The sequence below is a fragment of the Deltaproteobacteria bacterium genome, assembly GCA_016874775.1.
Taxonomy (GTDB): domain Bacteria; phylum Desulfobacterota; class Binatia; order Bin18; family Bin18; genus VGTJ01.
Window position 1 is genome coordinate 1 of sequence record VGTJ01000114.1, and the last position, 21,150, is coordinate 21,150.

Here is a 21,150-nt window from a genome sequence, read left to right on the forward strand (position 1 = left end):
CAATCATCGCCCACGAATAGCCGTCCGCTAATAATAAGAGGAGGTGGGCGCGTAAGCGCACGCGCTCATTGGCGCCTTTCCGATATTGCTCGAGCAACGCTTGGCGCTCCCGCTTGCTTATGCGAAGGTGTTCCCCGTCCATCGCTTCACCTCCGTAGGCACTGACAAACTTTATCCATTTGCCATCCTAGGAGGTGAAGCACTTTCCGTCCAATGGGTTTTTATTTAGATCAACCCGATACCAGCCATTGCCGCCTATGCCAGGCTGACCTTCATTCCAAGTATCTGGCAAGCGTCGCTGCTGCCATTGAGAGGCATCAGCAATAGGTGGAGTTTCTCCTTCTGCAAGAAAAAATGAGGCAGCGGTTATCGACAAAGGAGTCGTATCAGCTTGCGCGATTCTTGCACCGGTAATCGTCAAGATGAAAACCAATGCACATGTACCGAGGAAAGGTCGACGCTCGAATCTCATACGTTAGTCTCATTGTCCAAGGAGGTCAGACGTCATTGCGAGCAGAGCGAAGCAATCGCTGCCTGAGTTTCTACTATTTTTGAGATTGCTTCGTCGCCCCTGGCTCCTCGCAATGGCAATACTCCGTGTTCTCTTCTCAAATATTCTCCCGATCCCTTGCATCTTTTCTCTCTCATCTCTCGTTCTACTTTTCAAACTCCACCAGTCCGCTGTGGATAGTTTCAAATACCGCCTCACTCCGAGAGTGTACGGCCAACTTGCGATAGATATTCTTGATGTGTGATGGAACGGTCTGCACCGATATTGTCAGCAAACCAGCGATCTCCTTATAACTGAAGCCTTTCACAATAAGACTCAAGACATCCCGCTCACGCTCTGTCAACATTTTCGCGTCGGCTTCGACGGGTTTAGGTGGCGCTTCCTGATGAAAGCGCTTGAGCAGGTATCGAGCTATCGACGGACTTATAGGTGACCCACCATTGACGAGTTGCAGCACGGCCTCACCGATATCGTGGCTTGTACTGTCTTTGAGCAGATAACCGGTAGCACCTGCTTTCAAAGCAGCCAGGACATGCTTTTCATCGCCAAAGACGGTGATAACCATCACGTCAACGTCTTGCCTTCGCTCGACGACTTCACGAATCAGCTCAATACCATCTCCATCAGGCAAACCAAGGTCGACCAGTAACACACGAGGAAGCGCAACCGTCAAGGCAGCGCGTGCTTCCCGGCACGTTCCCACAACTGCACTCAGTGTAAAGTGCGGATGTTGAGCAAGCGCATTGGCCAGACGTTGTCGAGCCAGGGGCTCGTCTTCCACAATAAGAACGGAGTAGGTTTCCATCCCGGAACCAATTGTGTTGTGTTCGCTCATTGGTTTTGGTCCTGGGGATCATTCTGCCAAGTTAAGGGCTGTTTGTGCAACTGCTTGCGAGACTGGACGAGTCATGAGAAACTCTGGAGCCGAAAAGGCCTCGATAAGGAGTCTCGATGAAGATTGGTTACATGCCCGACACGCACGGTGGGCCGTACAACCAACCAGAACCAACCCCAGAAGCCTCGGCCAGGTTTTGTGACCAATTGCTCAACGAAGGGATTACTGCAGAGCAATCAGGATTTGATGGCATCTTCCTCCCTGAGCGCCATCACCGTACAGAGACCATGTTCCCGCCACCGCTGATTATGCTCGCAGGCTACGCAACACGCACCACGAAAGTTGATCTGGGTACGTTTGTCTTGCAGTCTCCCTATTACAATCCGATGCATTTGGCAGAAGATGTCGCGATGATCGATCTGATGTCAAAGGGCCGCGTCAAACTCGGCATCGGCTTGGGCTACCATCCCGATTACTTTCGCTTGTTCGGCGAGCCGTATAACCAACGGTTCTCGCGCTTCGAGGAAAGCATCGACATCATGCGACAGGCGTGGAGTAGTCACACGCCGTTCTCGTATCACGGCAAACGCTTTCACTTCGACAACGTCATGCTGACACCGAAGCCGTACCAACCGGGCGGACCACCGCTCTGGATTGGTGCCGCTTATGATGAGGCAATCCGACGCGCTGGTCGCTTAGGAGACGCGTGGGGTATTCTTCCCTTCTGGGAACCAATGGCGAAATTACGCGCGCAAGCCAATCTCTATCGCGAACACGCGGCGGCGGCGGGCCGAAAGCCCTATGTCGTGTTAATGCGCGACGGCTGGGTCGCGCCGACACGAGAAGAAGCCGAGAAGGTCTTCGGCCCACTGTGGGTGCAAGAAATGCTTTTCTACTATCGTTGGAAGCTGCTCTCACCCAACGACGAGTTTCAATCTGAAGCGGACTTTACCATTGAGAAATTGCGCAAATATCTGGTCATGGGTTCTCCGCAGGACTGCATCGAGCAGTTACACACCTGGACCGAAGCCGCAGGCGCGGATTACATCATCATGCGATTCCGACTGCCCTTGGGTCCTTCTCCTGATCGGGTTATTGGTTGTATCAAGCAGTTTGGCGCAGAAGTGATTCCACACTTTAAGACAATGAAAAATTAAAAGTGCAAAATGAAAAGTGTAACGAAAGAGCCTTCAGATTTCTCTCTCTTCACTTTTAATTTTTAATTCTTCATTTTTAATTGGAGGCAAAATGCCGACAACAAAATCACCCTTTCACAAAACTATTACCTCGTTACCTGAAGCCGACATCGCCTTCAAAGGCGTCAAAGGCTGGCTGTCACAATCGAAGGACCATCAACTGGTCTTTATGGATATCGCACCGATCGGTGAAGTGGCTCCGCACGCGCATGGCGCGCAATGGGGCATTGTCGTCGATGGTGAGATGGCGCTCACCATTGGTGGCAAGAAGCACGTCTTCCGCAAAGGCGATAGTTACTTCATTCCCAAAGGAACGGTGCACTCGGCGCTCTTCACTAAGCGAACGTTTGTGATTGACTTCTTTGCGGATAAGAATCGGTACAAGGCGAAGAAGCTAGAGAAAAAATTAAAAATGAAGAATTAAGAATGAAGAATTCAAGAGGAGGAGGCAAGGAAATTTTTCTTGAATTTTTCATTTTGCATTGTTAATTTTTCATTCACTCTTCGCTCTTGATTCTTCATTGTTTCCTTAGAAACCCGTGTCATACGATCACGACAAGTCGCAACTTATCCTCGCCTCGGCCTCACCGCGCCGTCGCGAGCTGTTGCAGCAGGCAGGAGTGACATTCACTGTCATTCCCAGCAATGCGGCAGAAGATGTTCTTCCCAGCGAAGCGCCAGCAGCCTACGCTTTGCGTGTCGCTGAAGCTAAAGCCCGAGAAGTCGCGACAACTCATCCTGGCAGTGTGGTACTTGGGGCTGATACCATCGTGGTCATCAACCAAACGATATTAGGAAAACCCCGAGACCATAACGACGGACACCGCATGCTCCGCTTGTTATCCGGGCAGGTCCATGCAGTAATGACCGCTTTTGTCGTGATTCGTAGCGATGGGCAGGCGGCGACTCGCCAGGTTGTGACAACCACGGTGACCTTTAAATCATTGTCTGACGAGCAAATCCAAGCCTATCTCGCGACTGGAGAGCCATTCGACAAAGCCGGAGCGTACGCGGTGCAAGGACTTGGCGCTGCGCTAGTGGAAAAGGTCGACGGCTCATATACGAATGTCGTGGGGCTTCCTCTCGATGAGGTGCTGGAGGCCTTGCGTTCCCTCCAGTTGTATCACAAATAAAGAGATACAACTCACATGAGCGATATTGCTGCCAATTACGCACGGGTCTGTGATCACGTCGCGACTGCGGCTCACCACTGTGGTCGCCGCTTTGAAGATCTTACTATCGTTTGCGCTGCAAAAACCAAAGGACCGGAAGCAGTACAAGCGGCCTTAGCCGCTGGGGCGACAGACATTGGAGAAAACTATGTTCAAGAAGCACGCGAGAAGATTGCCCTAGTAGCCGTAGCAGCGCGCTGGCACTTGATTGGCCATCTCCAACGCAATAAAGCCAAAGATGCAATTCGATTGTTCTCGTTGATCCATTCGCTTGATAGCATTGCCTTGGCCCAGGAACTCCAACGGCACGCAGCGAAACTCGGAACAACGGTGCGAACCCTCATTGAGATCAATCTCGGTGGGGAACACACGAAGAGCGGCATCGCCCCAGAACATGTCGCAGAGCTGTTGACGGCTATTCGTTCGCTCCCGGCGGTGCGCGTCGAGGGCTTGATGACGATTCCACCGCCTGGGCCAGATGCCGAGGCGTCACGCCCGTACTTTCGTGCGTTGGCTCGGTTGCGAGAGCAGTATGCCACACAGCGAGCCGACAACATCGACTTGCGGCAACTCTCGATGGGAATGACGGACGACTATCGCATTGCTATCGAAGAGGGCGCGACAATCGTGCGTATCGGGCGCGCTATCTTTGGCGAACGACACTAACGAGGGAAACAATGGCAGAACTCGGATTTATTGGTGCAGGAAACATGGCAGGGGCGTTGATTAAGGGATTGATCGCCGCGAAGCTCTACAAGCCCAAAGCGATCATCGCGAGTGATGCGGTCCCAGCTCAACTCAAGAAGCTGAAGAAAGCGTACAACGTGACCGGGACGACCGACAACCGAGCCGTTGTACGAGCGGCACAGACGATCGTACTCGCTGTGAAACCGCAGATCCTCGATCAAGTGCTCGCTGAAATTCAACCTGAAGTCACGAAAGAAAAGTTGTTTATTTCCATTGCTGCAGGAGTCACGTTACGCCGCTTGGAAAACGGGCTGGGCGGAAAAGCCCGCGTTGTCCGCGTGATGCCCAACACCCCTGCCCTGCTTGGCAAGGGGATCGCGGTCGTTGTGCGTGGCCACAATGCCCAACCCAAAGATGAAAAACTCACAGTGAGCATGTTTCGCGGCGTAGGAGAAGCACTCGCGGTCAAAGATGAGGCACTGATGGACCCAGTTACCGGACTGAGTGGCAGTGGGCCAGCATATGTGTACTTGTTCGCTGAAGCATTAATCGCTGGTGGTGTTCAAGGCGGGCTCGATGCGAAAGTTGCCACGCAATTGACCTACCAAACTCTTGAGGGAGCAGTCGCTATGCTGAAGGAAACTGGCAAACCCCCCAAAGAGTTGCGCGATATGGTCACCTCCCCTGGAGGAACGACACTGGCTGGGCTATCTCGGTTAGCAGCCGGTGGCTTCACGGAGACAGTGGCCGCTGGGGTGGCAGCAGCCACGCATCGCTCAGTCGAACTCGGAAAAGGATAAGTAAGGATAAGCAGGAGAAGGAGCTGTTGGCATGTTTATTCTCGGCAATTTTCTCTTTGGTCTCGCTCAGGTCCTTGGCATGTTGATCCGTGCCTATATGTGGATCGTGATCATTCGTGCGCTGATTTCGTGGGTGAGCCCCGATCCCTACAACCCCATCGTTCGCTTTCTGCAGTCCGCCACTGATCCAGTTCTGTATCGTATTCGTCGTCTGATCCCCGCGAGTTTTGGTGGCATCGATTTTTCTCCGCTCCTGCTCATCGCTGGCTTGATCTTTCTCGAAGCCTTTCTTGTTCAGACCTTGCTTGACCTCTCCCGCCAGATAAAGTGAGCGATCGTGTCTGCTCCATCTCCAGCCCTCCCCTGGCAAATGACCGCGCACGGCATACGGCTTCGTATTCATCTGCAACCACGCGCGGCTTACAATCGCGTGGTCGGTTCACATGGCGACGCACTCAAGATTTCTTTGACAGCCCCTCCGGTCGACGGTGCGGCCAATACCGCGCTGTCGCGTTTTCTTGCCTCCCAGTTGAACATTTCTGCTTCCGCTGTCATTTTGCTGGGTGGCGAAAAAAGCCGCGACAAACACATCCTGATCCGTACAGAGTCTGGGAATCAACTCGTGCAACGACTCATAGAGCTGTTACGGCGGGTTGACAAAAAAAAGCGAGATGATTAGCGTTTTGAAGAAAATCGACGCACATAATCAGAGAGGTTAACCCCTATGCCGATCTACGAGTATTCCTGTAAGAAATGTGGCGACTTTGAGGTCTCCCAGCGCATGACTGACGAGGCTCTCAAGAAGTGTCCTACATGTGGTGCGAAAGTAACCAAGCTCATTTCGCAGTCGGCCTTTCACCTAAAAGGTAGTGGCTGGTATATGACAGATTACGCAAAAAACGGTACGAACAAGGGAAGCGGCAGTAGCGATAGTAAGTCTTCGAGTGACACAAAAGAGGCATCGTCGACCAGTTCCTCATCCGAAACTTCGGATAGTTCCTCGACAAAAGAGAAAACCTCCCCCGCAAAGGAGAACACGGCCTCTGCCTAACGGGGGAGAAATTCCGCACCAAACCAGGTATTGGCGTCACTCGAGGTTCTTGCAGAGGGTTTGGCCTCCCCTACTTACGCAGCTGCGCATCCCATGATAAGCAGGCTCCTCTGGTCGCATAGCTCAGACGGTTAGAGCGCTTGCCTCACATGCAAGAGGTCCGGTGTTCGAGTCACCGTGCGACCATTCCCGACAAAAAGCCCACAAAAATGTGGGCTTTTTGCTTTTTTCACTCAGGGAAACTCCTGGTTATATCACAGGGGGCATCCCCCCATCGCTCTCACAGTTCGTCCTTTTTTTATCGATGCGTACGCAAAAATATAGTTTGCACTGCGGGAAAAGTATGCTAGTAGTGAGGAACCCTAAATCGTACCAAAAGAGAGTAAGGAGGAATGCATCATGGCAGATAAAAGTTTTGGTCGCATCGTGGAAGAGCGACGGCACGAACTAGGACTCACCCAAGAGATGGTCGCCAAGAAAGTCAACGTGAAAGCAAACTACATTGGCTATCTCGAACGTGGCATGCGCCATCCGAGTCAGAAAGTCGTCGAAAAGCTTTCAACAGCGTTGAAGCTTGATCCGCAAGATCTCTATCTGTTGGCAAACCCCAAAGTGCGCAACTTGTTAGGTTCATCGAAAGGCGGCAGCTCCTCGGGGTTGCAGCAGCTACTCAAAGATAGCGCAGCACAGAAGACGGCGGGAATCTCTGCAGCAGAACGCAGTGCCCTCTCGCAACTCGACCGTGCGAGTTCAGCTGCAAGTGCTGCCAAGGCAGTGGAAGCGTTACGTAGCGCCCTCAGCAAATAAGCAGGGATCTGCGTATCTCCCTCCTACTCTCTGATACCTCACCTGTCGGCTTACCGACAGGTGACCCTCACACTAATCCTCGTCCGATTCGCTTTTTTAAGCACGATCACAGAAGGCAATAAACGTCTCAGCATCAATCAATGTCCCAATCGCAGCCGCAGGCATCTCTTCATCGAAGAGCGCAGACGGGCCTTGTCGGGCTGGAGCTGTTTTCGCGGGTTGAGTCCCTGCACACCCGCTACTCCCCAGCCACCAGGTCAATAGAACAGCGACGGACAATGCTTTGCGTAGGGTGGTATTCATGGATATTACCCTACGCGCTTTCTCTCATAGCCTCAAGCGTTCATGCTCGTTATTCATAGCTTGAGGTCTTGCCTTTCGCTCTCCTCATGGTAGCGTGCGACCATGAACTCTTGGCGTACGCTTCTTATCGCTCTCACAGTGATCGTTGCTTCCGCCACCACGCTATGGGCTGCTGATGAAGGTGAAGCAACGATTGGCCGCAAGTTCTCTCTGGTGATCCAAGCACAGCTTCCACTGGTTCGCGACCCAACAGTGCGACGCTACGTCCAACGCCTAGGACAAAAGCTTGTTGCCCATCTGGAAACTGCTGAATTCACATACTACTTTGGCGTCATCCAAGAGCCGCATCTCAATGCGTTCGCAGCACCAGGTGGCTACATCTATATTCATACAGGTCTGATCCAACGCGTACAAAGCGATGATGAATTAGCGAGTGTGCTTGGACACGAGATTGCCCACGTGCAGGGCCATCATATGGTCCGCCAACAACAGGACACAAAATTCCTCTCCTATGCTGGCTTAGCCTCGATGGCCTTAGCACTTATCAATCCAGTGCTCGCTGCAGGAGTCTCGTCGCTTAGTACCATGAAGCAGCTGCAGTACAAACGCCAACTCGAAGAAGAAGCGGATTATCGCGGCCTCCAGTACCTTGCGCAGGCAGGCTTTAATCCGCATGCGATGCCGCAGTTTTTTGCAACGATGCAAAAGGAAGATCGTGTCAACGGCGTGAATGTGCCCGGCTATCTACGGTCGCATCCACTGTCCAAAGAGCGTCTCAGTTATATTGAACGAACCATCCAGGCGCTCAAATGGAATCAGCGGGCTCCCAGCGACACCTTTGAGCTGCGGCGCGTCCAAGCAATCCTCAACGCTATGCAAGGAGCACGCAGTCGCGTCATACCAGACTACGAGCGACAAGTAACCGAGAATCCGGACAATCCCAAAGCCCTGGCGCTGCTCGGGACGGTACTTCTTCAGTATAACGACTGGCAACGTGCTCAGCAGCTGCTCGAACAAGCGGCAGCGAAAGGGATCCGCTTGGATCGCGAACTCGGCATCTCGTATCTCAGGACAGGGAACACTGAACGAGCCCGACAACTGTTTCTGCAACAACGAGAGATAGACCCACAAGATGCAGATGTGCACACCAAACTGTGCGCGTTGTTGCTCAAAGAAGGCAACCAAGAAGAGGCCACGAAATCGTGCCGCGCGGCACTTGATCTCGATCCGTACAACGATGAATCCTATATGACGTTGGCGCAAATTGCGCAGCTGCAAGGGAAAAGTGGAGAATCACGGCTACAACTCGGACGGGCAATGGAAATACAAGGAAGAATGGATGCCGCGCTGAACCAGTACCAGCAAGCTGCGCAACTGCTCGGGCCAGAGGACGAGCGCGCTGAAGAACTGGAAAGCAAAACCAACGAACTGGAACAACTCATCAGTCAGATAGGCAAGGGAGCGCGGCGACGATAAAGAAACGATGAAAGAACGAGCGAAAGAGCGACAAAGACATGGTAGGGTGGTCGCTGGTTCTCCCGCTCGCCCATTCACCCATATTTTTTTGCAGCTTCCTTTTACTCGGGTAACCCCAGCACCTTCCGCCCAGCTTCGCTAATCATACTCGGGTTCCACGGTGGATCCCACACAATTTCGACTTTGGCTTCACGTACTCCAGGGAGTGAGCGAATTTGCTCTTCTGCTTCCTGTGAAATATAGCCACCCATGCCACACCCTTGCGTAGTGAGGGTCATCTTCACGTTGACCAAGTCTTCTAAAATTCGCACGTCGTAAATCAACCCAAGGTCAACAATGTTGACTGGGATTTCTGGGTCGCGACATTTCCGCAGCGCCTGGAAAACCAAGTCTTCACTCAAAGGCTGAGAAAGATCCAACGGCTGGGCCATCTCTTGAGGAGGAGCAACGGTCGGCGGCGCTGGGATTGGTGTTGAGAGAGGCTGGGGTTCCGTTGGTGGCAATGTCACTGTTGGTTGTTCTTTTTTCCACAACGCATGAAGACGACGAAATAACGATGGCATAGTATCCTTTTGTGAAGGCCTTTCCCCTTCTGGCAACAGGAAGAGGGATTGTCAGAGGCAGCTCTTAACACCCAGAGTCCGCCCCGTCTGTTTCTTTACGGGTCCGTAGCGCGGAAGCAGGTGGAAGGTCGCCCTAGATATCGAAGAACGCATCAATGCTCGCGAGCAGTTGCGCTCGAATCTGCTCGCGACTTCCTTCAATTAAGTGCAGAGTGATCTGGCTTTCAGAACCGTTGGCAAGAGTTACGCTACCTTCACCTATGCCTGCAACTTCACCGGGGTTGTACAAACGCAATCCATAGACCAATGAAAGAGGCGGCTCTTTCTTTTTTCCACCAGAAATCGCTCTGAGCTTTACCATTGGAGTTCCTCATTGCCAGCAGGAATATAGATAAATAAGGTCTACATTGTCAATCACAGAGCCAGGGCTCAGGAGCCAGGAGCCAGAAAACTTCAAAAACCATTCGGCAACTAGGGACGCTGTGTCATGGCAGGGAGCTGGGGGTGACGAAGCAATCTTGCTGGCAGCGAAAAGTCACAATGAGATTGCTTCGCTCCGCTCGTAATGACAAGTTGTCTCACCTTTGTCAGGCAACCTCATGAGAGTTGATTTGTCACCCCGGCCCCTGCCCTCCGACTCCCGCCCCCTGCTCAGCGATAAATCTCTGTCCCGCCTTGTTTGAACTCTTCCGCTTTTTCTTGCATCCCCTGCTTGAGTGCGGCCTCAGCATCAAGCTGTTTCTGTTCGGCGTAATCACGCACGTCTTGGGTAATCTTCATCGAACAGAAGTGTGGTCCACACATCGAACAGAAATGCGCAACCTTGGCCCCTTCGGCAGGTAGCGTGGCGTCGTGGAAGTCTCGCGCAGTTTCAGGATCAAGCGATAAGTTGAATTGATCCTGCCAGCGAAATTCAAAGCGCGCGTGCGATAACGCATTATCACGAGCTTGTGCCCCAGGATGACCTTTCGCCAGATCAGCGGCATGGGCTGCAATCTTGTAGGTAATGACCCCAGCTTTGACATCTTCCTTGTCTGGCAGCCCAAGATGTTCTTTGGGGGTGACATAACACAGCATCGCGCAGCCGAACCAACCGATCATCGCAGCACCGATCCCAGACGTGATGTGATCGTAGCCTGGAGCAATATCGGTGGTCAGAGGGCCAAGGGTATAGAACGGTGCTTCGTGACACTCTTTGAGTTGTTTCTCCATGTTGACCTGAATGAGATGCAACGGGACGTGGCCCGGACCTTCGATCATCGTCTGCACCTCATGCTTCCAGGCGATCTTGGTCAACTCACCAAGTGTTTCAAGTTCGGCGAACTGAGCCTCGTCATTCGCATCAGCGATCGAACCAGGGCGCAGGCCATCACCCAGGCTGAACGACACATCGTAGGCTTTCATGATCTCGCAGATTTCCTCGAAGTGCGTATAGAGGAAATTTTCTTTGTGATGGGCGAGACACCACTTCGCCATGATCGAACCACCGCGCGACACGATGCCGGTCATGCGTTTGGCCGTCATCGGCACATAACGGAGGAGCACGCCTGCATGGATAGTAAAATAATCCACGCCCTGCTCGGCTTGTTCGATCAACGTGTCACGAAAAATTTCCCACGTCAGTTCTTCAGCTTTGCCGTTGACTTTCTCTAGGGCCTGATAAATCGGCACGGTACCAATCGGCACTGGAGAATTGCGCAGAATCCATTCGCGCGTTTCGTGGATGTTTTTGCCCGTCGACAAATCCATCACCGTGTCACCTCCCCAACGGGTAGCCCAGATCATCTTCTCCACTTCTTCTTCAATCGAAGAAGCAACCGCAGAATTGCCGATATTGGCGTTAATCTTCACCAGGAAATTGCGGCCAATAATCATCGGCTCTAACTCAGGGTGATTGATATTCGCTGGGATGATCGCACGTCCGCGCGCAACTTCGTCGCGAACGAATTCCGGCGTAATCACCGGCGGAATACTGGCACCCCATGAATTACCAGGATGCTGTTGGGCAATCCGCGCATGACCATTGCCAGGTTTTTGTGCCTGCTGAGCGGTCTCTTCGCGTGCTTGATTCTCACGAATCGCAATGTATTCCATTTCTGGGGTCACTATACCTTGCCGGGCATAGTGCATCTGTGAAACGTTTTTTCCCGGCAGCGCACGTCGTGGTTTACGAATGTGCGCGAAACGGAGGTGCTCCAAGCGCGGGTCAGCAGCACGTTGACGTCCATAGGTCGAAGAGACGTTTGACAATTCTTCAGAATCGCCACGCGCGACAATCCACGCTTGACGTAATGGTGCCAACCCGTGGTGGATATTAATCGCCACGTGCGGATCGGTATATGGACCAGAGGTATCATAGACGCACATCGTGGCAGGTGCACCGTTGCCATTGGCGTGACCATTCTCTTTGGCAGCAGCACTCAACGTGATTTCACGAAACGGCACTCGTACCCCAGCGTGCTTTCCTTCAACATACACTTTGCGAGAACTTGGCAACGGCGTTGTGGTAAGCCCCGTCGCAGTGGCAGGAGCCTGCTCTCGGCTCCCGTTCAGGCCATTACGCTTCATGAGGAAACTCCTCTCTTAAGCTACAGATAATGCCAGCTGAGGGTCTTCGCTCTGGCAGACAGGAAATGGCGAGATGCCGTCCGACACGGGGAGTCCTCGCGGAAGTCCAGAGGAAAGAAGGAAACGAAGAAAAACGGTGCGTGTGTAGCGACATGCATTCCCTTCGCTGGCATTACCCAGATCAGGTTCCAAGGGTCGATGAGTTCGCCTACCGAACCCATCCTCTCAGCCGTGGTTGCGGCTCCCCTAACGGCCAACCGGCTAATTTGGTACGCATGCTATGCTTCTGATTTCATACTGTCAACGCGTCGCCACCAATAGTAGATCGGCACCCCAACCACGCAGAGGATCACTCCCCAGAGGCATTCGAACGGGCGCTCCCAAAGGGCATTAGAAATGATGCCAACCGAGGCCACGATGTAGAAACCCGGAAGCCACGGATAGCCCCACGTGCGATATGGTCGAGGCAGGTCTGGTTGTCGCACACGCAGAACAAAGAGCGCACCGACTGTGAGCGCAGAAAAAGCTACGATAACGATCGTGGTATACGTCAGCAGTTGCTCAAACGTTCCAGACAAGATCAGCACGGATGTCCACGCAGCTTGCATCAGGAGCGCATTCCCTGGGACGTGGAAACTGGGATGCAGGTGCGCCGCGCTCGGAAAGAACACACCATCTCTCGCCATCGCAAAATATATCCATCCGCCAGCAAGAATCATGACGTTGAACGCGCTTGCGATCGACAGCGCTATCAACGAAGAGACGATCCATGCGGCTTTCGCACCAAAAAGTGCCGTCGCGGTCAACTCACCGACTTGCACCACGCCTCGTAAGGCCGCCAGTGGTACAGCATACACATACAGCACGTTCAGAAGCAGATAGACAACAAGCGTTATCAACGTACCTGCGAGCAAGGCTCGTGGGAGCGTCCGCTCAGGTTGCCGTACCTCACTGGCAAGGTATGCAGCCACATTCCACCCGCTGTAGGCGAAGAGCACCGGAATCAAAGCGACACCGACCGTCGAGAGAAACCCTTGCGTTGGAGTCCACTGAAACGGTGCAGAGAAATGGGTCCAATCGCCAGTCCCGCGCCAGAAACCAGCCAGGAGCAAAACAGCAATCGCTACGAGTTTGCTGAAACTCAGCACGTTCTGGGTGCCACTGCCGAAAAGCAGCCCGCAATAGTTAATCAGAGAAACACCCCAAACGAGGACCAGTGCAAACAGTTGGTTATACGATAGCGACAAAGGAATGCCGCTGAGTGTACCAGCCCAGAGCATCGAGTGCGAAGCATTGAACGCAAAGACAGGTGCCAATGCACCAGCCAAGGCAATAGCCAAGACCGCAATAGAACCGGAAAAATTGGCAATAAAAATCGCCCAGCCACAAAGAAAGCCCCAGAACGGACCAAACGCTTTGCGCAGATAGACATACTCCCCACCAGCATGCGGAAAAGCGGCTCCCAGTTCAGCCCATGCCTGTGCCCCAGCGAGCGACAGGAGCCCACCGAGAATCCACACAACAAAGAGCCAACCGGAACTTGGCACAGCATCAGCAACGACCCCACTGGTTGTGAAGATGCCAACGCCAATGGTATTCCCTACTACCATCATGGTAGCGCTGAATAAGGTGAGAGAGTGCGGAGTATTGCGTGGCGGGTTCAAAGTGCAAAATTCGCTTAAGCGAGTTTCCGTACCGCGCGTCATCCGCACGATGACCGTCTGGGGAGACTCGTGCGTGCAGCGCACGCTACTGACTACTGCATCTTCAACTACTCACTACTTTTATCGTCCCCACTGTCGTGCTTCAGCTCACTCTCCTCGTGCAGATAGTCTATCGTGCGATGGACTTGATCTCGTTCATTGTCAAGAAAACGGGCCACAGCGGCAGCCAAACGAGGCTCGGCCAGATAATGCATACTCACAGTTGGTTGTGGATCAAAGCCTCGCAGGCGTTTGAAGTCACCGCCCGCACCAGGCTCGAAACGGACGAATTTTTGCCGGATACAGTGATCAATCGCCGCGTAATAGCAGACATTGAAATGGAGGTGACGGAGTTCGCGGAACGCCCCCCAGTAACGACCATAGAACACCCCGTTCTTCTGGACGTTAAAGGTGCCTGCGATAATCTTGCCGTCATAATGGGCAACCACAAAACACAAATTCCGCTTAAAGCGTTTGCCCAGGAGGTCGAAAAACTGCGGCTGCAGGTATTGCCGTCCCCAATAGAGTTTGTCGATATGAGATTTATACAACGCGTACATCTGGGGAAACATCTCGGTTGGGATATCCTCACCATAGATGGTTTCAATACGCACGTTCTGATCGTCCATCTCACGCATTTCCCGTTTGATCTGGTTGCGTCGCTTGGTACGGAAATGGGCAAGATAGTCGTCAAACGTTTGATAACTGTAATTGAGCCATTGGTACTGCAATCCCACACGCTTGAGGTAGCCCAGCTCTGTAAGAATCTCACTCTCGTCTGGAAGACAGAAATTCACGTGGACTGAGGACAAATTGTTTTGTTGACACACACCTTGTAACGTCTGTCCCAAGAGGCGAATCAATTCCGGGCGATCACCTCCTGGTGCGCTGAGGAACCGGATGCCGGTCGCTGGTGTGAATGGCGCTGCCACCAGCATCTTCGGATAATACTCAATCCCGGCCCGCTGCGCAGCATCTGCCCATGAGTGATCAAAGACAAACTCCCCCATGCTGTTGCCTTTGAGATACAACGGACACGCGGCAACGAGTTGTTTCCCGTCATAGACCGTCAGGTGTTGAGGCTGCCACCCTGTACGAGGGCCGGTACACCGAGATTCCTCCATGCAGGCGAGCCAATCCCATTCGATAAACGGAGAACCGTCCCCTACCAGGGTATCCCATGCCGTCTGGTCGACTTCAGCTATGCTTTTGATGACTTTGACTTGCAACATACTACTCGGCATTATTGGCGGGCGTAACACAAGAAGCAAGGGTCTCGTCAATTTAACACCGCATGAACCACCCTTACTTGATGTAGAAATTCATGACTATGCAGAGCGGAAGCGTTGTTGTCTATCGCGAACACGGCCACTTAGTGCTCGGTGTCGTTCACAAAATCTCTTCTTCTTCAGATGCGGTACGCATCGAACTCACCGCTGAAGATGGAAAGAAGATCATCTTGCCTCAGGACCGGGTCATGTTCGACTGCAAACACACACTTGCGTTAACCGGGCCGTCGGCTGAGCTGAAGAGACAGCTTCAAGCTTTGCACGAGCAGATTCGTGCGGCGGCACAGACCATAGATCTCAAGGAGTTATGGGAACTGCTGCAGGACGAGACGACTGAAGCCTGGCCGTGGAAAGAACTCGCAGGTCTGGTTCTCTCCACGCAGGACACACCCATTGCTACCGCCGGGGTGCTCGAATCTCTCTATGGTCAGACTTTGTACTTTAAGGAGCGCAAGGCCGGCGAGTTCACCCTGCGTGATGCCAAGAGTATCGAAGAAGTCCTTCACCAGCAGCAACGTGAACACGAACGTGCACAGGCCCAAGAGGGGTTTTTCGCTTGGTTACAAGGGCAATTGGCTGGGCCTCTCTCAGCCCCACCACCAAGCGGAGCAGACCGTTACCTCGACCTCATCAAAGGGCTCGCCCTCTATGGAGAGTTCTACGACAAAAGATCGCAAGCGCTCAGGCTTCTTGACGAGATTGGCTACCGCAGCAAAGGGCATCCCTGGGATGTCGCGTTTCAGTTACTCGTCGCGCTCAAGCTTTGGACCCCCGATGAAGAGTTAAGCCTTCTGCGCTATCAGATTCCGACACAATTCTCCGCGGAAGTCATCCAGGCAGCAGAGGGTACCGCCGCGTTCCCTCAAGATGCGCCCCAGGTGCAGGAGTACACGGATCTTTCCGCGCTTTTCACCTTCACCATCGATGATGCGGAGACGACGGATATTGACGATGCACTCAGTATCCATATCGAGGACGGAAAAATTATCGTCGGTATCCACATCACCGATGTCGGCTACTTTGTCGCGCCAGAGAGTGAACTCGATAAAGCAGCGCTTGCGCGCGGCACCTCGGTCTATCTTCCGGTGCGCAGGTTTCCTATGCTGCCGCCGACGCTGAGTGAAGAAAAAGCCAGCCTTTGTGCTGGCTCCCTGCGGCCATCGCTCAGCTTCTTCGCGCAGATCGACGACCAAGGAAACATTCATAACGAGCGTATCTGTAGTAGCATCCTGCGTGTCGGTCGCCGCCTGACTTACAGTGAGGCTGACGGCATGCTCCGCACTGGTGACGACACCGAGCCGTGCACTTCAGCTCTCCATAGGCTATTGCAGATTACCCAGATACGAAAGGCACTCCGCATTGCTCAAGGTGCAGTTGTTATTGAAGGGGAAGAAGTAAAAGTTCGCATCACCAATGGAGACATCTCAGTGGCTGTTCTTCCGCCGGATTCTCCGTCCCGCGCCTTGGTCAGCGAGTGCATGATCCTCGCCAACGAAATGGCAGCCCGCTACTGTCACACGCACCAGCTTCCGGCATTGTATATTGCGCAACCAGAGCCAGACGAGCCAGTGCCAGCCGCAATGACCTTCCCCACGCAACGTGTGTTTGTACATACGGCACGGCGGGCGATGAAGCCGTCGCAGATGGGTACGACACCAGCAGCCCATGCCGCTCTCGGGTTACAGCTCTATACACAAGCGACCTCTCCGTTACGTCGCTATCACGATCTACAAATGCAACGTCAGATTAAGCATCACCTGACACATGGAGCAGCACTCTTCAACGAAGAGCAATTGCAGATCATCGCCGCCAGCGCACAGGAGGCCAGTGGCAATGCACGACGCTGTGAACGAGAAAGCACCCGCTATTGGCTATTACGGTATCTAGAAAAACAGAAAGGGCGTACCGTGCAGGGACAGGTCGTCCGTGAACAGTATGGCCGCAGTTTCATCGAACTCGACGAGACGCTGCTTATCGTCGCTGTCAACGCTTCACCCCCATTGCCGCTCGGCTCCCCTGCGCAGGTCGTGATTAGTCATGTCGATGCGAGAAGAGACATTTTGACGGTACGGCTCACATAGGAACAATGAAAAATTAAAAATGAGAAAACAGGGATATCATTGCTTGATGCTCCGTTTCGCACTCATAAAGAATCGACGCAAGAGCCTTGCTGAGTTGTTCAGTTTCATCAGCAAGGTCATCTATCCGACCTGATGGAACCAAGTCAGCCTCGCGAATTAAGCGTAACCAGTATACGGATTCTAGCGTCTCCTTGTGAGCTATGGACATCTTGGCGACGAAATCTGCCTTGCTTTGTCCACCTTGTGCTTCGTGGATATTTGCTCCAATAGAAGTCCCGGAGCGTAGCAATTGCCTCCCAATAATTCGCCCGATCTCATCCTTTTGGAGTTCTCGATACAGTTTGATGATGCGAAGCGGGTACGCAACACTCCGCTCCAGAATATCCGTTGTCATTTCGCAACCGATGCTTTTCCTTGCTCTTCAGTTTTCCTTTTATTTTGCATTTTCCATTGCATTCTGCGTTTTCAATTTTGCATTTTTAATTTTTCATTTTGCATTATCTTCGCTACCACATGACTGACCCGCCATCGATATTGAGCGATTGCCCGGTAATATACGACGCATCTGGGGTACAAAGATACGCGATAAACTTGCCGGTTTCTTCGTCTGTTCCAGCGCGTTTGAGGGGCACCATTGTGTTGATGCTGGCGTTCCAGGCATCACCACGACCTACGACATCCATACGCGCCGTATCGATGATACCGGGGCAGACCGCGTTGACACGAATTTGGTGCGGTGCCACTTCCATCGCCAGCGCTTGGGTAAATCCCTGAATGCCAAAGTTCGACGTGCAATACGCAGTCGTATTGGGAAAACCGCGTTTTCCGGCAATCGAAGAGATGTTGATAATCGCGCCGCCCTGTTGCTGCTTAATCATGGCAGGGAGCACTTCGCGGCTCATGAGAAAACTACCAGTGAGTTTTGTCTCCAACACCTTATGCCAGAGTTCTTCCGACAATTCGAGCAACGGCACGCGGTCAGCTCCGCGGGCAAACGCGGAATTATTGATCAGGAAATCGATACGACCGAATTCTTTCAGGGTGGCCGCGACGGTGCATTTGACATCTTCACTCTTGACGACATCAGCAATCAGCGGCAGAGCGCGGCGGCCCTGTTTACGTACTTGTTCTGCTGTACTTTCGATGTCACGCCAGCCCACTGCTTTTTCATCTGGTGGGTATTTCTCCGGGTCTCGTCCGGTACCGGTCACGACAATATCAGCCCCGAATTCTGCTAGCGCGAGCGCCGTCGCTCGCCCAATGCCGCGTAATCTTCCTGCCCCTGTCACGATTGCGACTTTTCCATCAAGTACGCCCATAGTGTCATCCTTTTTTTTCTTTGCAGCTCACCCACCTTGACGACCTTGCGTCAGACCGTCACACTGCCGCTCCCGACCATACCACGAGTAGGAAGCATAACAAGGAGTATCAAGCGTGAGTTCTGCTGCTGCAAAATCCGAAGGCGGAGCATCTCCAGTCCCGGCGGTTATCACTCCTCAATATCGTCGCTATGCGATGTTGCTGCTCGTTCTCGTTTTCACCTCTAGCCACGTTGACCGTCAGATCTTGGCGATCCTCTTGCAACCGATCAAGCTGGAAATGCAATTATCTGATACTCAGCTTGGCTTCCTTTCTGGTGTGGCGTTTGCCATCTTCTATGCGACGTTAGGCATCCCGATGGCAATGTGGGCTGATCGCAGCAATCGTCGTAACCTGATTGCCCTGGCGCTCGCGACATGGAGCGGCATGACAGCACTGTGTGGGTTAGCGACAAACTTCTGGCAACTGGCAGCAGCACGAATTGGCGTCGGCGTCGGAGAAGCGGGTTCGAGTCCACCGTCGCACTCGATGATCGCCGACATGTATCCGCCAGCAGAACGCGCTACGGCAATGGGGACGTTTTCGTTGGGGATTAACTTCGGCTTGATGACAGGCTTTCTCGTCGGCGGATGGGTCAGCCAGTGGTATGGTTGGCGCGTGGCGTTCTATACCGTCGGTCTGCCAGGACTTCTCTTGGCGCTTGTCGTTCTCCTCACTCTTCGTGAACCTCCGCGCGGGTATGCGGAAGGTTTACAGGCAACTCCACAAGAAGCACCGAGTCTCGGCACAGTTATTCGTTCCCTGACAGCGATACCAGCGTGGCGCCACCTTGCGGCAGGCGCCACCTTGGCGTCTTTCGTTGGCTATGGCGTCGTATTGTGGCTGCCGGCGTTCCTCATGCGATCGCACGGATTGCAAAGCGGGCAGATTGGCACGGCCCTCGCCTTCCTCTTCGGTGTGTTAGGCGGAGTGAGCACCTATGTCGGTGGGATGCTGTCCGATCGCCTGGGAAAACACGATGTGAGATGGAACGTTTGGGTAGTCGCTGTTGCTATTCTGATCTCACTTCCCTTTACTGTGGCTGCCTATCTCGCTCGTGATATTCAGACCGCGACGTGGTACGGCATTGTTCCGGCGCTTCTGGGTGGATTCTATCTCGGTCCGAGCTTCGCGCTCAATCAGAGCCTGGTTTCCCTCCGCATGCGTTCAGTCGCCTCAGCGATTCTTTTGTTCATCGTCAACATCATCGGTCTCGGGCTCGGCCCACAAACCGTTGGCTTGCTCAGCGACTTCTTTCAAGCCGAGCATGGGACAGAGTCACTCCGATACGCGCTTTTGTGTCTCTCCTTAGTGAACGTGTGGACCGCTGTTCATTATTGCTTGGCAGGCCGGACCCTGGGTAAAGATCTCGCTGCGGTACGAGCGTCACAGTCTTGATAGAGGTTTCCTAAATTATTAATAGCTCTACACGCCGTTCATGCTTCAACAGAAGCAGCACGAAGCCCTGTTCACCCTCAAGGTCTTACATCCCCCACACGCTGATGGCCTTGTCACGCACGGTCGCTTCTCGCTGAAACAACTTCTCTTCCCATGCCTTGCCAGGGGTGCGGTCAAAGATCACCAAATGGCCTTCGGCGGCACCACAGCGGTCGAGATACTCCCACGTCTGCTCCAACCCTTTGGCGATCGTTTGGTCGAGACTCTTGTGCACCACTTTAAGTTCGATCACTACCTTCTGCATCCCGTGAGGATACTGCCAGAGGATCAACAAATCCGTGCTCATACGCCCTAAGCCATACTCTCGCTCGATACGTCCGCCACCATTAACGATGCGTTGCAGGAACGCTTGCAATAAGAGCTGTGGCCCGGCCTCTTTATACTGAAAACGCTCGACCCAATGCTCGGAATGCTCGCGAAAGAATTCCTGAAACGCCCGTAACAGTTTCTGCATATCGAGCATGCCGTCGGGACGGACATACCAGGCGGTTTGTTCGCTCATGCCCGACTGAATTAGCCAGCCTAAATCGCGGGGGATCACTTCTTGATAGATAGCGTTGGCAATACGAATCTGCCCATTACGCTCTTGGGTGATGAGTCCGAGATCGACCACGTAATCCAGATCATCAGGTTGGAACCGCTGGGCAAGGTCCACCCCAGCCAGCAACGGCTCAATCACCCGCTGCACCCGCCCCTCTTGCAGTTTGTCGGTGAGTTGATCGAGATGCGTCTCCCGTCGCAGAATCAAGTTCTCTTTGGCTTCGTCTACTAAACTCAGAGTGATGGGCTGCTGTCGATCACGCCCCGCCTGAATCTCGAAACACACCTCATACCCTAAGGCATTGACGAGCCAGGGTTGGCCCTCGGTCAATTCCCACATCTGTACCAAGGCTTCAGAGGTGAAGACTTGGCCAGTCTCCTCGGTGTGTTGGAGATAGAGGGCCTCCATCTCGGCACGGGAGAAATTGCCCAACCGGAGCGATTTCGCCTTAATATTAAAGGCTCTCCCACCGGTGATAATAGTTTTCTCAGCCGAGGAGTAAATGCGATAGTCACGGACATCCCGCACGCCACATAAAATCACACTCTGGGGAAACCGTTGCGGCCGTTGCGCATAGCCGCTGCGTAACTGTCGCAACACCGCGATTAAGGTATCGCCCACTAAGGCATGGGCAAGAATTAAGTTACCGATTAAGAGCGAGGAAGAAGCGTATAGTTCCAATCGCCATGAAACTTACCGGGTTTGATATTGAGCGCTTGAAACTCATCGTCGGAGACCTGTAGGCCTTTG

General features: G+C 53.1%; 23 protein-coding genes, 1 tRNA gene and 1 riboswitch. Of the genes, 13 read left to right on the plus strand and 11 right to left on the minus strand.

Annotated features, from left to right (window positions below):
• Positions 1-187: 187 nt before the first annotated feature.
• A complete protein-coding gene (locus tag FJ147_18385; GenBank protein MBM4257846.1) occupies positions 188-472 on the minus strand; it encodes a hypothetical protein in 285 nt (94 codons plus the stop codon).
• 184 nt (positions 473-656) lie between these two features.
• Complete coding sequence (locus tag FJ147_18390) at positions 657-1,316, minus strand: response regulator transcription factor (protein ID MBM4257847.1); 660 nt, start codon at positions 1,314-1,316, stop codon at positions 657-659.
• Positions 1,317-1,462: 146 nt separating this feature from the next.
• On the opposite strand from FJ147_18390, the gene FJ147_18395 reads away from it, so the two are divergent.
• The 10 genes from FJ147_18395 (at position 1,463) to FJ147_18440 (ending at position 7,059) form a co-directional block, all read left to right on the plus strand.
• Positions 1,463-2,503: an LLM class flavin-dependent oxidoreductase gene (locus FJ147_18395; GenBank protein MBM4257848.1), complete on the plus strand. Its 1,041-nt coding sequence runs from the start codon at positions 1,463-1,465 to the stop codon at positions 2,501-2,503.
• A gap of 91 nt (positions 2,504-2,594) precedes the next feature.
• Positions 2,595-2,966 carry a cupin domain-containing protein gene (locus FJ147_18400; protein ID MBM4257849.1) on the plus strand — a complete coding sequence of 124 codons (372 nt, stop codon included), beginning with the start codon at positions 2,595-2,597 and terminating at the stop codon, positions 2,964-2,966.
• A gap of 115 nt (positions 2,967-3,081) precedes the next feature.
• The gene (locus FJ147_18405) at positions 3,082-3,675 is read left to right on the plus strand and encodes a septum formation inhibitor Maf (protein ID MBM4257850.1); all 594 of its coding nucleotides are present in this window, start codon (positions 3,082-3,084) and stop codon (positions 3,673-3,675) included.
• Between the two features lie 15 nt (positions 3,676-3,690).
• Positions 3,691-4,380: a YggS family pyridoxal phosphate-dependent enzyme gene (locus FJ147_18410; protein ID MBM4257851.1), complete on the plus strand. Its 690-nt coding sequence runs from the start codon at positions 3,691-3,693 to the stop codon at positions 4,378-4,380.
• 11 nt (positions 4,381-4,391) lie between these two features.
• Positions 4,392-5,201, plus strand: a complete 810-nt coding sequence (locus tag FJ147_18415) for a pyrroline-5-carboxylate reductase (protein ID MBM4257852.1) — start codon at positions 4,392-4,394, stop codon at positions 5,199-5,201.
• Between the two features lie 31 nt (positions 5,202-5,232).
• Positions 5,233-5,532 (plus strand): YggT family protein, encoded by a 300-nt coding sequence (locus FJ147_18420; GenBank protein ID MBM4257853.1) that lies wholly within the window; start codon positions 5,233-5,235, stop codon positions 5,530-5,532.
• 39 nt (positions 5,533-5,571) lie between these two features.
• The gene (locus FJ147_18425) at positions 5,572-5,880 is read left to right on the plus strand and encodes a hypothetical protein (protein ID MBM4257854.1); all 309 of its coding nucleotides are present in this window, start codon (positions 5,572-5,574) and stop codon (positions 5,878-5,880) included.
• A gap of 45 nt (positions 5,881-5,925) precedes the next feature.
• Entirely contained in the window at positions 5,926-6,252 is a 327-nt protein-coding gene (locus FJ147_18430; protein MBM4257855.1) for a zinc ribbon domain-containing protein, read from the plus strand.
• 112 nt (positions 6,253-6,364) lie between these two features.
• Positions 6,365-6,438 (plus strand) — tRNA-Val (locus FJ147_18435).
• A gap of 213 nt (positions 6,439-6,651) precedes the next feature.
• On the plus strand, positions 6,652-7,059 hold the full coding sequence (locus FJ147_18440) for a helix-turn-helix transcriptional regulator (protein MBM4257856.1): 408 nt from the start codon (positions 6,652-6,654) through the stop codon (positions 7,057-7,059).
• 96 nt (positions 7,060-7,155) lie between these two features.
• Here the strand turns inward: FJ147_18440 and FJ147_18445 are convergent, their stop codons facing one another.
• On the minus strand, positions 7,156-7,362 hold the full coding sequence (locus FJ147_18445) for a hypothetical protein (protein MBM4257857.1): 207 nt from the start codon (positions 7,360-7,362) through the stop codon (positions 7,156-7,158).
• Positions 7,363-7,464: 102 nt separating this feature from the next.
• Between FJ147_18445 and FJ147_18450 the strand changes: the two genes are divergently transcribed.
• The gene (locus FJ147_18450) at positions 7,465-8,838 is read left to right on the plus strand and encodes a tetratricopeptide repeat protein (GenBank protein MBM4257858.1); all 1,374 of its coding nucleotides are present in this window, start codon (positions 7,465-7,467) and stop codon (positions 8,836-8,838) included.
• 101 nt (positions 8,839-8,939) lie between these two features.
• Here the strand turns inward: FJ147_18450 and FJ147_18455 are convergent, their stop codons facing one another.
• The 5 genes from FJ147_18455 to FJ147_18475 all read right to left on the minus strand — a co-directional run bounded on the left by FJ147_18455 (position 8,940) and on the right by FJ147_18475 (position 14,943).
• Positions 8,940-9,401, minus strand: a complete 462-nt coding sequence (locus tag FJ147_18455; GenBank protein MBM4257859.1) for a DUF59 domain-containing protein — start codon at positions 9,399-9,401, stop codon at positions 8,940-8,942.
• 133 nt (positions 9,402-9,534) lie between these two features.
• On the minus strand, positions 9,535-9,762 hold the full coding sequence (locus FJ147_18460; protein ID MBM4257860.1) for an allantoinase: 228 nt from the start codon (positions 9,760-9,762) through the stop codon (positions 9,535-9,537).
• 290 nt (positions 9,763-10,052) lie between these two features.
• Complete coding sequence (gene thiC / locus FJ147_18465) at positions 10,053-11,969, minus strand: phosphomethylpyrimidine synthase ThiC (GenBank protein MBM4257861.1); 1,917 nt, start codon at positions 11,967-11,969, stop codon at positions 10,053-10,055.
• Positions 11,970-12,111: 142 nt separating this feature from the next.
• A riboswitch (TPP riboswitch) is annotated at positions 12,112-12,227 on the minus strand.
• 20 nt (positions 12,228-12,247) lie between these two features.
• The gene (locus tag FJ147_18470; GenBank protein MBM4257862.1) at positions 12,248-13,717 is read right to left on the minus strand and encodes an amino acid permease; all 1,470 of its coding nucleotides are present in this window, start codon (positions 13,715-13,717) and stop codon (positions 12,248-12,250) included.
• 23 nt (positions 13,718-13,740) lie between these two features.
• On the minus strand, positions 13,741-14,943 hold the full coding sequence (locus FJ147_18475) for an N-acetyltransferase (GenBank protein MBM4257863.1): 1,203 nt from the start codon (positions 14,941-14,943) through the stop codon (positions 13,741-13,743).
• Positions 14,944-14,996: 53 nt separating this feature from the next.
• Here FJ147_18475 and FJ147_18480 point away from each other — a divergent pair, with 53 nt between their 5' ends.
• Positions 14,997-17,042 (plus strand): VacB/RNase II family 3'-5' exoribonuclease, encoded by a 2,046-nt coding sequence (locus FJ147_18480; GenBank protein MBM4257864.1) that lies wholly within the window; start codon positions 14,997-14,999, stop codon positions 17,040-17,042.
• 13 nt (positions 17,043-17,055) lie between these two features.
• On the opposite strand, the gene FJ147_18485 is transcribed toward FJ147_18480, so the two are convergent.
• Both FJ147_18485 and FJ147_18490 read right to left on the minus strand, forming a co-directional pair.
• A complete protein-coding gene (locus FJ147_18485; GenBank protein ID MBM4257865.1) occupies positions 17,056-17,436 on the minus strand; it encodes a four helix bundle protein in 381 nt (126 codons plus the stop codon).
• Positions 17,437-17,548: 112 nt separating this feature from the next.
• Positions 17,549-18,361, minus strand: a complete 813-nt coding sequence (locus FJ147_18490) for an SDR family oxidoreductase (GenBank protein MBM4257866.1) — start codon at positions 18,359-18,361, stop codon at positions 17,549-17,551.
• Positions 18,362-18,557: 196 nt separating this feature from the next.
• On the opposite strand from FJ147_18490, the gene FJ147_18495 reads away from it, so the two are divergent.
• A complete protein-coding gene (locus FJ147_18495) occupies positions 18,558-19,799 on the plus strand; it encodes an MFS transporter (GenBank protein MBM4257867.1) in 1,242 nt (413 codons plus the stop codon).
• Between the two features lie 85 nt (positions 19,800-19,884).
• Here the strand turns inward: FJ147_18495 and FJ147_18500 are convergent, their stop codons facing one another.
• A complete protein-coding gene (locus FJ147_18500; GenBank protein ID MBM4257868.1) occupies positions 19,885-21,081 on the minus strand; it encodes an ATP-binding protein in 1,197 nt (398 codons plus the stop codon).
• Positions 21,082-21,150: the final 69 nt, after the last annotated feature.

Bases quoted from the DNA above. Each gene is read 5' to 3' on its own strand.
- FJ147_18385 (MBM4257846.1), bottom strand. From the start codon at position 472: ATGAGATTCGAGCGTCGACCTTTCCTCGGTACATGTGCATTGGTTTTC.
- FJ147_18390 (MBM4257847.1), bottom strand. From the start codon at position 1,316: ATGGAAACCTACTCCGTTCTTATTGTGGAAGACGAGCCCCTGGCTCGA.
- FJ147_18395 (MBM4257848.1), top strand. From the start codon at position 1,463: ATGAAGATTGGTTACATGCCCGACACGCACGGTGGGCCGTACAACCAA.
- FJ147_18400 (MBM4257849.1), top strand. From the start codon at position 2,595: ATGCCGACAACAAAATCACCCTTTCACAAAACTATTACCTCGTTACCT.
- FJ147_18410 (MBM4257851.1), top strand. From the start codon at position 3,691: ATGAGCGATATTGCTGCCAATTACGCACGGGTCTGTGATCACGTCGCG.
- FJ147_18415 (MBM4257852.1), top strand. From the start codon at position 4,392: ATGGCAGAACTCGGATTTATTGGTGCAGGAAACATGGCAGGGGCGTTG.
- FJ147_18420 (MBM4257853.1), top strand. From the start codon at position 5,233: ATGTTTATTCTCGGCAATTTTCTCTTTGGTCTCGCTCAGGTCCTTGGC.
- FJ147_18425 (MBM4257854.1), top strand. From the start codon at position 5,572: ATGACCGCGCACGGCATACGGCTTCGTATTCATCTGCAACCACGCGCG.
- FJ147_18430 (MBM4257855.1), top strand. From the start codon at position 5,926: ATGCCGATCTACGAGTATTCCTGTAAGAAATGTGGCGACTTTGAGGTC.
- FJ147_18440 (MBM4257856.1), top strand. From the start codon at position 6,652: ATGGCAGATAAAAGTTTTGGTCGCATCGTGGAAGAGCGACGGCACGAA.
- FJ147_18445 (MBM4257857.1), bottom strand. From the start codon at position 7,362: ATGAATACCACCCTACGCAAAGCATTGTCCGTCGCTGTTCTATTGACC.
- FJ147_18450 (MBM4257858.1), top strand. From the start codon at position 7,465: ATGAACTCTTGGCGTACGCTTCTTATCGCTCTCACAGTGATCGTTGCT.
- FJ147_18455 (MBM4257859.1), bottom strand. From the start codon at position 9,401: ATGCCATCGTTATTTCGTCGTCTTCATGCGTTGTGGAAAAAAGAACAA.
- FJ147_18460 (MBM4257860.1), bottom strand. From the start codon at position 9,762: ATGGTAAAGCTCAGAGCGATTTCTGGTGGAAAAAAGAAAGAGCCGCCT.
- thiC (MBM4257861.1), bottom strand. From the start codon at position 11,969: ATGAAGCGTAATGGCCTGAACGGGAGCCGAGAGCAGGCTCCTGCCACT.
- FJ147_18480 (MBM4257864.1), top strand. From the start codon at position 14,997: ATGACTATGCAGAGCGGAAGCGTTGTTGTCTATCGCGAACACGGCCAC.
- FJ147_18485 (MBM4257865.1), bottom strand. From the start codon at position 17,436: ATGACAACGGATATTCTGGAGCGGAGTGTTGCGTACCCGCTTCGCATC.
- FJ147_18490 (MBM4257866.1), bottom strand. From the start codon at position 18,361: ATGGGCGTACTTGATGGAAAAGTCGCAATCGTGACAGGGGCAGGAAGA.
- FJ147_18495 (MBM4257867.1), top strand. From the start codon at position 18,558: ATGTTGCTGCTCGTTCTCGTTTTCACCTCTAGCCACGTTGACCGTCAG.